The organism is Lacihabitans sp. CS3-21, assembly GCF_024343675.1.
In the GTDB taxonomy this organism is placed as follows: domain Bacteria; phylum Bacteroidota; class Bacteroidia; order Cytophagales; family Spirosomataceae; genus Leadbetterella.
On the sequence record NZ_RJUD01000010.1, the window covers coordinates 99,246 to 115,193 of the forward strand.

At 36.3% G+C, this 15,948-nt stretch carries 12 protein-coding genes; 5 read left to right on the plus strand and 7 right to left on the minus strand.

Annotated features, from left to right (window positions below; all coding sequences use genetic code 11):
- The first annotated feature begins 7 nt into the window (after positions 1–7).
- On the plus strand, positions 8–925 hold the full coding sequence (locus EGI24_RS08475; protein WP_255047934.1) for an alpha/beta hydrolase: 918 nt from the start codon (positions 8–10) through the stop codon (positions 923–925).
- 126 nt (positions 926–1,051) lie between these two features.
- A complete protein-coding gene (locus EGI24_RS08480; protein WP_255047935.1) occupies positions 1,052–2,089 on the plus strand; it encodes a hypothetical protein in 1,038 nt (345 codons plus the stop codon).
- 76 nt (positions 2,090–2,165) lie between these two features.
- Here EGI24_RS08480 and EGI24_RS08485 read toward each other — a convergent pair whose 3' ends face one another.
- The 6 genes from EGI24_RS08485 to uvrA are packed head-to-tail and all read right to left on the minus strand — an operon-like array spanning position 2,166 to position 9,373.
- Positions 2,166–3,236 (minus strand): phosphotransferase family protein, encoded by a 1,071-nt coding sequence (locus EGI24_RS08485; protein WP_255047936.1) that lies wholly within the window; start codon positions 3,234–3,236, stop codon positions 2,166–2,168.
- On the minus strand, positions 3,233–4,441 hold the full coding sequence (locus tag EGI24_RS08490) for an acyl-CoA dehydrogenase family protein (RefSeq protein ID WP_255047937.1): 1,209 nt from the start codon (positions 4,439–4,441) through the stop codon (positions 3,233–3,235). The genes EGI24_RS08485 and EGI24_RS08490 overlap by 4 nt, the downstream gene beginning before the upstream one ends.
- Before the next feature lie 38 nt (positions 4,442–4,479).
- Complete coding sequence (locus EGI24_RS08495; protein WP_255047938.1) at positions 4,480–5,304, minus strand: amidohydrolase; 825 nt, start codon at positions 5,302–5,304, stop codon at positions 4,480–4,482.
- A gap of 11 nt (positions 5,305–5,315) precedes the next feature.
- Positions 5,316–5,969, minus strand: a complete 654-nt coding sequence (locus tag EGI24_RS08500) for a carotenoid biosynthesis protein (protein WP_255047939.1) — start codon at positions 5,967–5,969, stop codon at positions 5,316–5,318.
- Complete coding sequence (locus EGI24_RS08505; RefSeq protein ID WP_255047940.1) at positions 5,959–6,513, minus strand: hypothetical protein; 555 nt, start codon at positions 6,511–6,513, stop codon at positions 5,959–5,961. Before EGI24_RS08505 ends, EGI24_RS08500 begins: the two co-directional genes overlap by 11 nt.
- Positions 6,514–6,517: 4 nt before the next feature.
- Positions 6,518–9,373, minus strand: a complete 2,856-nt coding sequence (gene uvrA / locus EGI24_RS08510) for an excinuclease ABC subunit UvrA (protein ID WP_255047941.1) — start codon at positions 9,371–9,373, stop codon at positions 6,518–6,520.
- 316 nt (positions 9,374–9,689) lie between these two features.
- Here uvrA and EGI24_RS08515 point away from each other — a divergent pair, with 316 nt between their 5' ends.
- Genes EGI24_RS08515 through EGI24_RS08525 form a run of 3 tightly spaced genes read left to right on the plus strand, consistent with a single transcriptional unit; the run spans position 9,690 to position 13,260 of the window.
- The gene (locus tag EGI24_RS08515) at positions 9,690–10,346 is read left to right on the plus strand and encodes an HAD family phosphatase (RefSeq protein WP_255047942.1); all 657 of its coding nucleotides are present in this window, start codon (positions 9,690–9,692) and stop codon (positions 10,344–10,346) included.
- A complete protein-coding gene (locus EGI24_RS08520; protein ID WP_255047943.1) occupies positions 10,343–12,562 on the plus strand; it encodes a DUF5916 domain-containing protein in 2,220 nt (739 codons plus the stop codon). Before EGI24_RS08515 ends, EGI24_RS08520 begins: the two co-directional genes overlap by 4 nt.
- Positions 12,559–13,260 (plus strand): SAM-dependent methyltransferase, encoded by a 702-nt coding sequence (locus EGI24_RS08525; RefSeq protein WP_255047944.1) that lies wholly within the window; start codon positions 12,559–12,561, stop codon positions 13,258–13,260. Before EGI24_RS08520 ends, EGI24_RS08525 begins: the two co-directional genes overlap by 4 nt.
- Positions 13,261–13,267: 7 nt before the next feature.
- Here the strand turns inward: EGI24_RS08525 and EGI24_RS08530 are convergent, their stop codons facing one another.
- Positions 13,268–15,847 carry a penicillin-binding protein 1A gene (locus EGI24_RS08530; protein ID WP_255047945.1) on the minus strand — a complete coding sequence of 860 codons (2,580 nt, stop codon included), beginning with the start codon at positions 15,845–15,847 and terminating at the stop codon, positions 13,268–13,270.
- Positions 15,848–15,948 lie beyond the last annotated feature (101 nt).

Consider the following 15,948-nt stretch of genomic DNA (forward strand, 5'->3'; position numbering starts at 1 on the left):
CCCTATAATGAAGAAAACTCTATTTCTAATGATGTTGATCAGTCAATCTCTTTTGGCACAGTATCCTGTTGTTCAACTATATGAAGGTGCATCACCAGGTTTAAAACCTGAGGCAGTCTCAAAAAAGGAAAATGTAGTCAAGGAAAAGGATGGTATCACAAGAATAAATGATATTACTGTCCCTTCGATTACAGTAATAAAACCTAAAAAGAAAACTTCTGATGCTTCAGTAATTATTTGTCCTGGTGGAGGTTACGGCATCTTAGCCTGGGACCATGAAGGCACAAGTATTGGTGAATGGTTTGCTAGTAAAGGCGTTACAGCTTTTGTTTTGAAATATAGATTGCCTCAAGATGAGCTTTTTGACAATGCCGAAATCAGGCCCTTGCAGGATGCTCAGCAGGCCATCAGATATATTAGGCAAAACACTGAAAAATACGGAATCAGTGCCAATAAGGTCGGTATAATGGGTTTTTCGGCTGGAGGTCATTTGGCTGCCACCACTTCGACTCATTTTTATAGCCAAGTTGGTGAGATTACAAATGCTCAAATTAGTGTAAGACCTGATTTTTCAATATTACTTTATCCAGTTGTATCTTTTTCTGATAAAATAACCCATCAAGGTTCAAGAGATAATCTAGTTGGGAAGAATCCCAGCGTCGAAAAGATTGAATTATACTCTAACGAACTTCAAGTAAAAAAGGACACTCCACCCGCATTTTTGGTTCATGCATTTGACGATTGGGTGCATGTAGACAACAGTCTAAATTATTACAAATCGTTGCGAAAAAATGGGGTAGCTTCAGAAATGCACCTATATGATAGAGGTGGACATGGATTTTCTATGAAAAAGACAAATAAAGGTCCCGTGGCAAGTTGGCCAGCAAGACTTGAAGAGTGGTTGCGATTAAACGGCTTTATGTGAATGATAATTATTGATTCCTGCTTAAAATGCTGTTTCACCATTTAATAAAAAAACACTTCAAAGCTTTTATTTATCTACCATAGAAGTTAATTTTATATCAGGATTTAGAAATAAATAAAAATATACATGAAAAAAGTAATACTTTCTATCGGCCTTGGATTAGTGGTTGCCTCAGTTTCGGCTCAGGTTGTTAATTCTACTAAAATTCATATCAGCGAGGGTGCTTTGGTAAGTTTCGGAACTGATGTAACTAATTCAGGGGAAATTACGAATAATGGCAAAGTACATCTCAAAGGCGATTTGAAGAACAATTCAAAGATAGTTTCGAAAGGGGAAGTCGTAATTGATGGGAATACACCTCAAACGATTTCGGGCACTCGAGTAGTAGAAATGTCAAGAATATCTGTAGAAAATGATGTCAATCTCCATACACCGGTTTCTATCTCTGAGGAAGTTTCATTCAGAAAAGGAATAGTTTCTAGTAACAATGGTTCTGCATTAGAATTGGGCGAAAATGCTTCTCAAAACGGAGCAAGTGACTTATCTCACGTTTCTGGTTCTGTTAAAAAGACGGGAAATAGCTCTTTTGAATTCCCCGTTGGAGATGGTTCAAGCCTCAAAAGCTTTCAAGTAAACAAAATGTCAGGTAATACGCTTGAGGCACAATATATTGCCAAAAATCCATTAGATGTTTCTTCTGAATTAGATTATAATGTGGAAGAAATTAATCAAACAGAATATTGGGTGTTAAAATCAAACGACAACAATTCGGTCGATATAAAATTGAATGATAATTCGGAATTAGCTTACCTCAAAGGCGGTGTTTGGGTGAAAGATAACAGAAGAATGGAAGTATCTAATTCAAACAAAGAAGGATCAATTTTTACTACTGGCAAAGGCAGAGTTATTACGAAAGAAATTGGCGTTTGGCCTAACCCTACACAAGGGGAATTTAATTTGAAACTTACTGGAATGAGAGATACCGACAAAATTTCTGTTGATATCACGAATCAAGATGGTAGAGTGGTCATGAAAATGGATGGGACTGTTAAGCAGCTTAGAAAAGCTTACACTTTACCACAAGGCATGGTAACCACTAACCTTACCGTTAGAGTTATCAATGGTACAGAAGCTATGACTCAAAGTTTGATCTTGAATAGATAATAATTTAGGTATTAATTTTATGAAAAAGGGGCTTTTTGCCCCTTTTTTAATGCCTTTAGATTTTTAATGGTTTTTGTTAAAGCATTTTATTTTCCAAAACTGACTTGTAAGCTTTATGCATTAAGGCTTTTACGCCAAGGATAAGATTCGCAAATCTCGGATCTTGTGTTAGACCATTTTTGAATCTTGCATATATTTGCTGAATGATGATGGCATTTTTAAACAAACCAAAAACATAAAAATAAAGGATATTAGACAAATCAACGTCTGGATTTATAATTTCATATTGGGCTACATATTCTTCTCTGGTGTAATTACCTGGAAGCCAACTCAAGTTAAAGTTTTTCTCAAAATCTCCGTCAGAAGCTTCACACCAATAAGAAAGTGATGTGCCAATATCCATTCTAGGGTCACCAATGGTTGCCATTTCCCAGTCTAAAATCGCTAATATTTTTTGATTTTCTGAGTCAAATATTACGTTGTCGTACTTAAAGTCGTTGTGCAGGAGCGTTGGTTTTATTTCTGCTGGCATATTATCATTCAGCCAATTAAAAACCAATAATTCGGTTTTTATTTCATCTGTTTTTGCATTCAAATATCGTTCGTGCCAACCTTTGACCTGTCGAGCTATATATCCCACTGGTTTTCCAATATTCTCAAGTGGGGTATTTTCTATCCTAATTTTGTGTAATTCAGCCTGCGTTTCACATAATTGGAGCGATAGTTTGGCCATCAATTTAGGACTAAGAAACTCTTTCTGTTTATTAAATTCGGAATTTCGGAGGATTATACCTTCTAGTTGTTCCATCAGATAAAATTCACTTCCCAAAATAGATTCATCCTCTGAGTAAAATATAGGTTTGGGTACTTTATCAAAACCTGCCTTTGTTAAACTTTCTAATATTTCGAACTCTCGACGCATGTTGTGACCTCCTTTAATGGCTTTTGCACCTTTGGGTGGTTTTCGTAGAACGTATTTTTTATTTTCGGTTACAATCAGGTAAGTTAAGTTTGAGTATCCTCCCGGGAATTGCTTAATACCAGTTATTTTGCCAAAATTATGTACATTTTTGTTTAAATAAACTTCAAAAGAAAGCAAATTCAATTCCTCTCCATTTCTTATTTCTTTGGCTTCATCATTTATCATAAAGAAACTGGATTGAAGTTTTTTAAGATATTTTTAGCCAAGGCAGATTTATGTACTTCATCGGCTCCGTCGTATATCCGCGATGCTCGCTCGTGGGCATACCAATAGGATAGAACAACATCGTTGGTCATACCCAGGCCACCATGAACTTGAATGGCCCTATCAACCACTCTCAACATCATGTTTGCTGTATGAAATTTAATGGCAGAAATTTCATCTCGGCACGCAGAAGCTCCAAATTCGTCAATGTTTTTGGCTGTGTTTAGCACCAAAAGCCGTGTAGAATCAATTTCAGCCTTCGATTCAGCTATAAAACCGTGAACAAACTGTTGATGCCCAAGGGTCTTGTCATCCGTAATTTTTCTTTTAAGGGCATACAGACACATCAAATCAAAACTCCGTTGGGCAATACCAATAAATCGCATACAATGATGTATTCTGCCTGGACCAAGGCGTTCTTGAGCGAGTTTGAAGCCACTTCCTTCTTCGCCCACCAAATTGGATTGTGGAACTCTTACATTATTGTATTTTACCTCGGCATGGCTCGCCCAACCGTCTCCTGCGTGGCCCATTATGGGTATATTACGGATAAATTCATATCCCGGCGTTTCCAAAGGCACAATGATTTGGCTGGCTCTTTGGTGAGGTGCTGCGTCGGGGTTGGTTACAGCCATAACTACTGCAAAAGCCGCACCGTCGGCTGAAGAAGTAAACCATTTATGTCCATTAATAATGTAATCTGCTCCGTCTTTTGTGGCTGTAGTACCCATCATAACAGGGTTTGAGCCTGCAAATTCGGGTTCAGTCATACTAAAACAACTTCTGATTTTGCCTTCTTGAAGTGGTTTTAAGTATTTGTCTTTGAGTTCTTTAGAGGCGTATTTGTGTAAAAGTTCGGTGTTGCCAATATCAGGAGCTTGGGTATTGAACACAAAATGACCAAATGGTGAATAAGCCAAAACTTCGGATATTTGCCCAAATTCGCAAAGTGAAAGTCCCAATCCACCCTCTTCTTCTGAAAGATGTAAGCCGAAAAGGTCTTCTTTCTTTACTAATTCTCTTTTTTCTAATAGCAGGGGTTCTATTTTTGAGAAAAGCCCATTTAAGTTTTCGGGCGTTTCCAATTGATAGAGGTGCTCTTTTACAAACCGCTTAATTTTTGGTAATAGTTCTTTTATTTTGGGTGTTTCGTATATATTACTCATGGTTTTGTTTTGATGATGATTTTTAAAAAGAATGATTTCTAAAGTCGATAAAACCTCTCTGCGTTTCCTCCAAATATTTTATCCTGCTCTGTATGGCTTAGCTTTTCAAAATAACTTTTAACGATATTTAATTGTTCTACATATTCTGCTGCTACTAGACAAACGGGCCAATCAGAACCATAAATCAGTCTATCCATTCCAAAGCTATTTAGGGCAACATCTAGGTAAATATAGAAGTCTTCTTTCTTCCAATTTTTCCAATCGGCCTCTGTAACCATTCCTGAAATTTTGCAATAAACATTAGGCATTTCTCCCAACTTTTGCATGTAATTGCCCCACTGACTGATTTTTTGCTCTTTTATGTAGGGTTTAGCCAGATGATCAATGATAAACTTATTATCAGGGCAGCTTTTTATCAAAAACTTTGCATCTTTTAATTGAGTGGGATAAATTAGAATATCATAGGTGAAATTGTACTTTGCTAATTGGTGAATTCCAGAAATAAATTCAGGATTTTGCATAAATCCAATTGGTTCTCCTTGCACAATATGCCTAAAGCCCTTTATTTTTGGAAATTTTGAATATTTTTCAAGATTCTCATCCAAATCTTTTGAAAACAAATTGGTCCATCCAACTACTCCTTTGATAAAGTCATTCTGTTCTGCTAAGGAATTGAAATAAACTGTTTCTTCTTCGGTTTGGTTTACTTGAACCAGAACACAGCCGTCAATTTGATTCTTTTCTAAAATTGGTTTGAGGTCTTCAGGTAAAAAATCTTTTTGGATTTTAGACATACTGTCATTAATCCAGGCGTAATTTTCGGAATCATACTTCCAAAAGTGCTGGTGAGCGTCGATTTTCATATTTAAGGTGTTTAACCTTGTAAATATATCAAAAATCTGAGTATGGCAAAGAATAATAATTGAAAGATAAAAAGTGGAATTCCTAAGGCATTGTTTTTTTTGAATTTGAGTTTAAAAAAAACGAAAAGTAAAACAAATGCTACGATAAACCATGCAATATAGTTTTGCAAAGGCGGAGTGCCGTATGACCAGCTCCACATATTTTGATCTATGGCCACTGGTTCGGCTATGTAATCAAACACCGTTAATAGTAAAGCCCCACAAGTGGTTTTAAGTACGATATTATTATTTTGATTAAATAGTTTTTCTGTTAAAATACCTACACAAAAAACCATCAAAAACCAATTTATGCCTATCATAGGTGGCACATCTAAGACTTTAAAGCCCAAAGTGGTTTGATAATCATAAGCACCGAATATCATTTGAGTTTTAACTCCCAAAACCTCGATGAAATAACCAACAGCTATAGAAAAAAACACAAATTGCCAAAACGAAAGATTTCTTTTGTCTTGTCCAAGAATCAAGAAAAGAAATGAAGATAGAAGATGAAAAGGAGTTAGAAACTGAAAAATAGCTCGTGTTGAAGAAAAACTTAGCCCAATTATACCTGCCAAATACATGGAAGCCTGCAAATATACGAAAGCCCGGGTATTTTTAATTTGCATAAAATTGGTTTACTAAAGCCTTACAAAATTTATTCGTGTCAAATGTCTTGTCGAATTCGAGATACAAATTATCAAATTCTTGATTGGTGTTCAAAAAAGCGTCTAAATCTGGCATTTCATGATTAAGTACTTTTCTAAAACTCTCTGGATTTATATTTGTTAGAATTTTTTCAAACAAAATCTCTTCGTTTTTCAACTGTAGCAATTGTAGCGATTGAAAAAAAGGAACAACTAAATATTGATCATACCAAAAGAGTCGAAATATTCCTCGTTTTGCATAATGTTTTTGGAGTTTTTCTGCCAAAAAGCAAATAAAATATAACTGACTATTTTCTGGTTTTTCTCTTACTACATCCCTATAAAATCGCTTTACAGCTTCCTTTGGTTCAAATTCCTTACTAGGTTTTGAAAGTTGGACAGCTGGTAATTCCAAAAGATTGATGTATCCTTTTTTCGATTTCTTTATAGTTTTTTTGTTAGAAATAATCAAACGCCAAGCCAGTACCAACAACAGAATAAGTTTGAAAACCAACGGCGTTTTCATGGATTTACATCAGTTTTTCCTTTAGAAAATCCGCTGTGTAATTGCCTTCAATTTTCACCATTTCTTCTGGCGTACCTTCAAAGCACACATAACCACCTGCATCGCCTCCTTCTGGGCCAAGATCAATGATCCAGTCAGAGCTTTTTATTACCTCCATATTGTGTTCTATGATAATAACACTGTCACCTTGGTCAACGAGTGCATTCATGGCTTTCAGTAATTTTTTTATATCATGAAAATGCAATCCCGTGGTGGGCTCATCAAATATGAAGAGTGTTTTGCCTTTGTCAGCATTGCCTTTTCCTAGAAAAAAAGCCAGCTTAACTCTTTGGGCTTCTCCACCCGATAATGTGTTGGAAGCTTGACCGAGTTTAATATAGCCTAGGCCCACATCTTGCAATGGTTGTATTTTATCTGCAATTTTTGCTTGACTATTTCTGAAAAATTCCACTGCTTCGTCAACGGTCATGTCTAATATTTCAGCAATATCTTTTTCATGATATTTAACTTCCAATACTTCTTTTTTAAATCTTCGACCTTGACAACTTTCACAGGTGAGTTTCACATCGGCCATAAACTGCATTTCTATAGTTTGGTGCCCTTCGCCTTGGCAGGCTTCGCATCTACCACCTTCAACATTAAATGAAAAATGTGCCGGTTTATAATCACGGGTTTTGGAAAGTGGCTGTTCAGCCATCAAGGCTCTCAATGTATCATATGCTTTGATATAAGTTACTGGATTTGAGCGACTTGATTTCCCGATAGGGTTCTGATCTACCATTTCTATCTGCGTAATTCTGCTCAGACTTCCAGTAATTTCACTGTATTTGCCCACATCATCACCAAACTCTCCTTTGAGTTTGGCCAAAGCTGGATAGAGAATTTTTCTGATCAAAGTCGATTTTCCAGAGCCACTAACGCCTGTAACCACAGCCAAAACGCCTAAAGGAATTTTGACATCTACATGCTTTAAGTTGTTTTCAGATGCACCATTGAGTGATATGAAATCCAAGAATTTTCTTCTGTGTTTCGGAATTTCTATTTTATCTATTCCGCTTAGAAAATTTAAGGTGTGGCTGTTAGATTTTTCGACTTTTTGGCCATTCCAAGCACCTTGAAATACCAAATGACCTCCCAAATTTCCAGCATCAGGGCCTATATCGATGATTTCGTCAGAAGCTTTCATTACCTCTTCTTCATGCTCCACCACGATAACCGTGTTACCCAGAGCTTTCAAAGATTCCAAAACACTCACCAACCTTTGCGTATCTCTTGGGTGAAGTCCAATGCTGGGCTCATCCAAAATATACATAGAGCCCACCAACGAACTACCCAATGAAGTGGCAAGTCTAATCCGTTGTGTTTCGCCACCAGAGAGTGAGTTTGCCAATCTATTGAGTGTCAAATATCCCAGTCCAACCCTCTGCATAAAGTCAAGTCGATTGTTAATTTCAATCAGAATCCTTTTGGCAACTTTCTGCTCATAATCTGTAATTTCTAGGTTTTTGAAAAACTCAGAGACCGATGAGATAGGCAAAAGAACCAAATCAATGATAGATTTGCCACCAATTTTTACGTAAGAAGCATCTTTTCTTAGTCTGGATCCGCGGCAGTCTAGGCAAGTAGTGCGACCTCTATACCTCGAAAGCATCACACGATATTGAATTTTGTAGGTTTGTTCTTCGAGGAACTTAAAGAAGTCGTCCAAGCCTATAAAATGTTGGTTTCCAGTCCATAGTAAACGGTATTGTTCTTCAGTGAGATCTTTTATCGCTCTATGAATAGGGAAATCGAATTGAATACCTTTTCTCACCAAAGGCATCAAATATTCGTTCATTTTTTCACTTCTCCAAGGTGCTATGGCACCTTCAAATACAGAAAGATTTTTGTCGGGAAAAACCAAATCAGGGTCTAAGCCCAATACATTTCCGAAACCTTCGCATCGTTTACAAGCTCCATAAGGGTTGTTGAATGTAAAAAGGTTTACAGATGGTTCTTCAAACTGCATTCCGTCTAGTTCAAATCTATCAGTAAATGATTTGAAAACCTTTCCATCTTCTGCAATAACCTGAACCTCACAGTCACCTTCTCCTTCAAAAAATGCGGTTTGAATGGAATCAGAAATCCTATATTGTGTGTCTTCTTCAGGATTATTATTTTCGTCAAAATGAATTACTGCTCTATCAATCAGTATTTTAACGTCAGTTGATTTTACTTTCTTTTTATCGGCTAATTCCAAGAAATCTTCAATGAGCACCACCTCGTCTTTTACCATTATTCTTGTAAAGCCTTTTTTTAGATGAAGTGAAAGTTCCTCTAAAACATCACGATTCTCTTTGGTTTTAAGCGGGCTGAGAATAATTACTTTTGTATTTTCAGGGTAAGAAAACAAAAAATTTACCACATCTGAAACACTGTCTTTTTTTACTGGAAGACCACTTTTGGGCGAATAAGTAACACCGATTCTGGCAAATAAAAGTTTGAAATAATCATAAATCTCTGTGGTGGTTCCAACCGTAGAGCGAGGGTTTTTTGAACCTACTTTCTGCTCAATGGCGATTGCTGGTGAAATTCCTTTGATGTAATCCACCTCAGGTTTTTCCATTCTGCCCAAAAATTGTCTGGCATATGAGCTCAAACTTTCTACATACATTCTTTGTCCTTCAGCATAAAGGGTGTCAAATGCCAACGATGATTTTCCGCTGCCCGAAAGTCCTGTAATAACAGTCAGAGTGTTCCTTTTTATGGCTACGCTTACATTTTTGAGGTTGTTTACCCGAGCACCTTTTATGATGATGTACTGTTTTGGGTCGAGAGAATCAATATCTTTAATATCTACTGCAGAATCGCTTTTTTTCATTTAGCAAAAATAATGGGTTTTCGAGGAAAAAACTTGATTGGGTTTGATAATATTCTTAGCAAAAACACATTTTTGATCTTCTGCTGTTTAATGGAAATCAAACCGATAGTTAGATGATTAAGATTTTAACTGAGCACAGTGGCAAAAGTTTAAATATATATTTCATCCAAATTGCAATCCACTTTAGCTCGCGAACATTTGGTAATAATTCATATAATTGTAGGAAACTAATATTTGTTTGCCCTTTTCAGCTGCAAAAGTTAATATTTTGTCGAACAAAAATCTGGTTTTGAAGTATTTCCATTAATTTTGAATTATGAACCAAACCGCTGTAATATTCGATATGGATGGTGTGATTTGCCATACCAATCCCTACCATAGTTTAGCTTTCAAAACTTTTTTTGGCAAAAGAAATCTATTTCCGACTGAAGAGGAATTTGTCCAGCACATGTACGGCAAAAGCAATAGCTATATCTTGAAGCATTTTCTTGGAAGAGAGATTGTTGGGCAGGAATTTTTGGATTTGGAATTTGAAAAAGAATCACTTTTTCGTGAGATTTATGCAAATCACATACAAACTATACCTAATTTTTTAGCTTTTTTGACTTCCTTAAAACTGGCTGGCTTTAAAACGGGTGTGGCTACCTCTGCTCCAAGGGCTAATCTAGACTTGATTATGGGACATTTGGGATTTGAAAAAGATATGGAATCCATTATGGCTTCAGAAAATGTAAAGCAACACAAACCAAATCCAGAAGTTTATTTAACCTCGGCTCAAAATCTTGGAATCTCACCTGAAAACTGTTTGGTCTTTGAAGACTCTTTTTCTGGTGTTTCGGCGGGTTTAAATGCCGGTATGCGTGTAGTAGGAGTTCTCAGTTCGCATGCAAAAGAAGAACTTCCCCCATGTAGTGCTTACATAAATGATTATTCAGAAATTGACATCGAAACTGTTTTCAATATTCTCAAATGAATAGATTTTTATTTTTCTTGCTTTTAATAAGCTTTTCTTCTTTCGGTCAGGGAGGTTATGAGGTCAAATACATTAACCAAACCATCAATGTGGACGGAAAGTTGGATGAAGATGCTTGGAAAAAGGCGGAAGTTTTAAAAAACTTTAGACAGTATTTTCCGAGTGATTCAGGTCTTGCACGGAATGATACTGAAATTAGGATGTATTATGATGACAAGAATTTGTACATTTCTGCCAAAATGTATTCCAAATCCCAAAACTACATTATTCCTTCTTTAAGAAGGGATTTTAGAGCGGGGGGAAATGACAACATAACTTTTTGCTTTGATACTTTTGCAGACCATACCAATGGATTTATGTTCGGTACTAATCCATATGGGGTCATGCGAGAAGGCTTAATGTTTAACGCGGCCACTGACAATAGCTTTATGAATATTTTTTGGGATAATAAATGGAAATCAACTTCGTATATCGCTGATGATGCCTGGATTTCTGAGTCCATTATTCCTTTTTCTACTTTGCGTTTTAAGGAAGGTTCACAATTGTGGTTTTTTAAGGCATACAGGTTTGATACGCAAACCAATGAGCAATCTTCGTTGGTGCAAATGCCGCAAAATCAGATTATCATGAGTTTAGGTTATACAATTCCGATAAAATTTGAAAGGCCACTCAGTAAAAATGGTGCAAATGTTGCTTTAATTCCATACGTTTCGAGTAGAGTTTCCAAAGATTTTGAGGCTCAAAATCCAGCTTCAGTTTATAAATCTGGAATTGGATTAGATGCTAAGATAGGAGTGACTTCTGGTTTGAATTTAGATTTAACGATAAATCCTGACTTTTCGAATGTAGAAGCAGATAGGCAAGTGGTTAACCTTACAAGATTTGACGTGAATTTGCCGGAACAGCGGCAGTTTTTTATCGAAAACTCTGATTTATTCACGGGTTTTGGGAGTTTAATTACCAATCCTTTTTTACCCCCAACTGGGACTTTAATTGTTGGAAACCAGCTGTATAGTCCGTTTTTTTCTAGAAAAATAGGCATTGGTTTAGATACTTCCACCGGTGTAAATGTTCAGAGTCGAATTAATTATGGTGCTCGACTGAGTGGCAAAATTGGCGATACATGGAGAATAGGTATTTTAAACAGCCAAACTGCTGAAGACCAAGAAAAAGGAATTGAAGCTGAAAATTTTACGGTTTTTGCAGTTCAGAAAAGAGTTTTTCAAAGATCTAATATTGCAGCTATTTTTGTGAATAAATTTGACCCAAATAGCGAGTCTTTGGGTGGATTTAATAGGGTAGGAGGTTTAGAATATAACCTTCAATCAACCAATAATAAATGGATTGGAAAGCTATTTTATCACCATTCTTTTGATAGAATCCAACAAGAAAATCCTTTTGCTACGGGACTTTTGCTTAATTATAATACCAGAAAATTCATTGCCAAATGGTCGCATGATTACCTAGGAAAGGGATTTAATGCTGAGGCTGGTTTTGTGCCGAGGGGTAATTTCTTTCATTTTAATCCAACTTTTGGTTTCAATTTTTTTCCAAAATCCAAAGTCTTGAATCGGTATAGTTTTGGTTTGAATTACGACCAATACGATAGCAAAGGCATTGGAGTGACTGATCGAAAAGCTGGGCCATTTGTACTTTTGGCTTTCCAGAATACCACAAGATTGCTCACTACGTTTAGCCAAAATTTCACCTATCTTTTTAATGATTTTGACGCTCTAAGAAGTAATAACTCCTTGCCCAAATTGAAGGCGGGCAATTCTTACACTTATTACACTATAGATGCTAATTTTGTTACTGACCAGCGTAAAACGGTAACACTGAATTTTAATCCATTATTTGGTCAATATTACGACGGAACAATATTTTCTATGTCAGGAAATCTTAATTATAGATTCCAGCCTTACGGTTTGATAGCCATGAATTACAGTTACAACGACATCAAACTTTCTACCGGCAAAAACAAAGTCTATGTAATAGGGCCCAATATTGACTTTACGATGAGCAAAAAGCTTTTTTGGACCAACTATATACAATATAACTCACAGTTTAAAAATCTCAATGTCAATTCAAGACTTCAGTGGCGATTTGCTCCAGTTTCTGACTTTTTCTTGGTCTATTCTGACAATTATAATTCTGAAATCTGGCTACCAAAGAACAGAGCACTTTTTGCAAAACTCACTTACTGGTTAAGCTTATGAAACGACCTGATATCTTCCTTTTACCAATGCTTTTGGCTGAAAACACCCATCAGATTGTGCTGACACCTTATGCATTAGAGTCTTTAAAAACCCTGAAAGTTTTTTTTGTAGAAAATATCAAAACCACCCGAAGGTTTATTTCTTCTTTAAAAGCTGGAATTGTAATAGATGATTTGCAATTTATTGAAATCAATCAAAATTCTGATTTTGAGGAGCTTTTTGTAATATTAAATGAACTCGATCAAGACGCGGGTATTATTTCAGAAGCAGGTTGTGCAGGAGTGGCTGATCCCGGTGCATTGGTGGTAGAGGTGGCTCATCAGTTAGGTCTCCAAGTCAAGCCTTTGGTTGGGCCAAATTCTATTTTATTGGCTTTAATGGCTTCGGGTTTTAATGGCCAATCTTTTGCTTTTAATGGATATTTGCCTATCAAAGACGACGAACGAGCTAAGAAGTTGCGTGCACTTGAACGAGAAGCACTTCAGAAAAAGCAAACGCAAATATTTATGGAAACGCCTTACCGTAATAATCAAATGTTGACCGCCATTGTAAATAATCTGAATCCAAATACGAGACTGTGTATAGCAGCTGATATCACATCTGAAACGGAATTTATCAAAACTCAAAGTATAGAATCTTGGAAAAGAAAAGGCCTCCCGGATTTAAACAAGAGGCCTGCAATATTTTTGATTTATTGAAATTTTATTATTGTTTGATAGAATCTGGCTTTATTCTCCTACTATTAATTCTTTCTAGATTAATATTTGAATCAGCATTAAATCTGTTTCTGAATCTTTCCACCGAGTCGATACTGGCACTATTAGAAAGACTATCTACAGCTGTCGTATCTTGTTTTGCAATAGAATAGCAACTCAGGTAATCTTTCTCTATTTTTATACTTGGTTTAGGAAATGGACCGGGACTGTAACCAAGTGACTTGTCGGCATATACTTTGTTCATAAATATACCGAAAATAGGCAAGGCAGATTTGCTACCTTCACCCAGTCCTCCTCTAAAGTGTATACTTCGGTCGTCTCCGCCTACCCAAACACCACCTACAAGGTCTTTGGTAAAGCCTACATACCAAGCATCGGAGTTGTTAGAGGTCGTTCCTGTTTTTCCAGCTACTTGACCACCATTTTTAAATAATTCACTATAGTTGAACATTCTGGCTCCAGTACCTCCTGGTTCTTCAATATTTCCTCTTAGCATATACTGCATCAAAAACGCAGACTCTGGTCTGATGGCTTCATGGGTTTTTGGCTCAAATTCAAACAAAACCTTTCCTGAGGCGTCTTCGATTTTAAAAACAAATATGGGTTCTCTGTACATGCCTTCATTTAAAAAGATACCATAAGCGGCAATCATTTCATAAAGGGAAACATCAGAACTACCCAATCCCAGAGAGACCACTGGATCAAGCTTGGACGTAATACCCATTTTCTTTGCGTATTCAACTACTTTGCTAGGTTTTATTTCATTGGTAAGCTGCACTGCAACAGAATTTATAGATCGAGAGATAGCAGTTCTGAGCGTCATGTTACTGTTTGAAAACGTACCATTTGCATTTTTAGGTTTGTAGATTTTCTCCTCACCGTTTTCCATCCATTTTAGCTCAATTTCCTTATCTTCTCTTCTGTCGCATGGCGAAAGATTTAGAGGACCGTCTATGGCTGCCGTATAAACTATAGGTTTAAATGCTGAACCAGGCTGTCTTCTTCCTTGTTTCACATGGTCATATTTGAAATGGTCAAAGTCTATGCCGCCCACCCAAGCTTTTATAAAGCCAGAATAAGGGTCAAATGCCATCATGCCAGCTTGAAGATACTTTTTGTAGTAACGAATTGAGTCCATTTGACTCATCATCATTTCTTTGTTTCCATCCCAACTGAACACATTCATCGGAACGGGTTTGTTCATATAATAATCTATAGAATCTTGATTGTTATTATATTTTATTGCCAACTGTTTGTAAACTTTTTCGCGTTTGGCTACTGATTCTATAAAATTCGGTATTTCTTCTCCATTTTCATATGTCCAAGGGTTTTTATCCTTCCAATGGACATTAAATTCTCTTTGAAGCATTTTCATGTGCTGTTTTACGGCATTTTCAGCGTAGGTCTGCATTTTGGAATCTACGGTGGTATAAATCTTCAAACCATCTCTATACAAATCAATTCCCAAATCGTTCTTTTCTGCCCAGTTTTCTATGAATTTTGCCAAGGTTCCTTTGAAATAATTCCCTTGACCATCATAGGCATCTTCGATGTTTATATCCAGTTTTATATCTTTTTCAGATAGTTTTTCTGCTTTTGCGGCTTCTAAATCTCCATTTTGAACCAATCTCTGAAATACAGTATTGCGTCTTTTCTTTGAGTTTTTCGGGTTACGAATCGGATTATAATAGGTGGTAGCTTTTTGTAAGCCCACCAAAACGGCCGATTCTGAAACATCTAATTGGTCAGGGGTTTTGTTGAAATAGGTCCTAGCGGCAGTTTTTATTCCGAAAGCGTTATTTCCATAATCTACTGTATTTAGATACATTGTGGCTATTTCTCCTTTCGTAAATCGCTTTTCTAACTGGATTGCTGTGAGCCATTCTTTAGTTTTATAAACAATGGTTTTTACTACAGGAATATAATATAACAAACCACGCATCTCTTTTTTACGTGTGTTATAAAGGTTTTTTGCCAATTGCTGTGAAATGGTACTTCCTCCGCCTGAATCAGAATTTCCGGTTACGATTCCTTTTGCCACACCTGCCATCCTTTTGAGGTCAATACCAGAATGCTCAAAAAAGCGTTTGTCTTCGGTGGCAATGAGAGCTTTAAAAACCCAGGGTGAAATGGCGGCACTATCTACTGGAGAACGGTTTTCTGTAAAGAATTTACCCATTATTTCACCGTCTGCATAATAAATCGTAGATGCTTGGGATAGTTTTGGGTTTTGTAGCTGCTCCACACTGGGCATACCTCCTGTAAGCCACAAGAAATTGGTTTTTATCAGAAAAATATAGAAAATGACCGCAAATGTCGTGTTGTAAAACCATTTGTAAATAACCTTCAAGGCGGAATAATATCGGCCTTCAGGGTTAAGATGGGCGTACATAAAGACCCGAGCTGAATTTCTTTTCGAAATCAAAAATTGCTTTGAATTTATGACTCTTTCCTTTCCGAATATTTTTTGCAAAAACAGTTCGAAAAGCTCAAACGCAGCATATAGCTTTTCATTTATAAACGACCAGCCAAGTGATATTTTTTCTTTTATAGTTTTGATAAACTCCATTTTTAGATTTTATACGGAACGCAAATTTAGAATACTAATTATTCATTTTAATCAAAAATAGAGGTTTTATGTTAAAACAAAAATAAAAAATCTCAATCGCA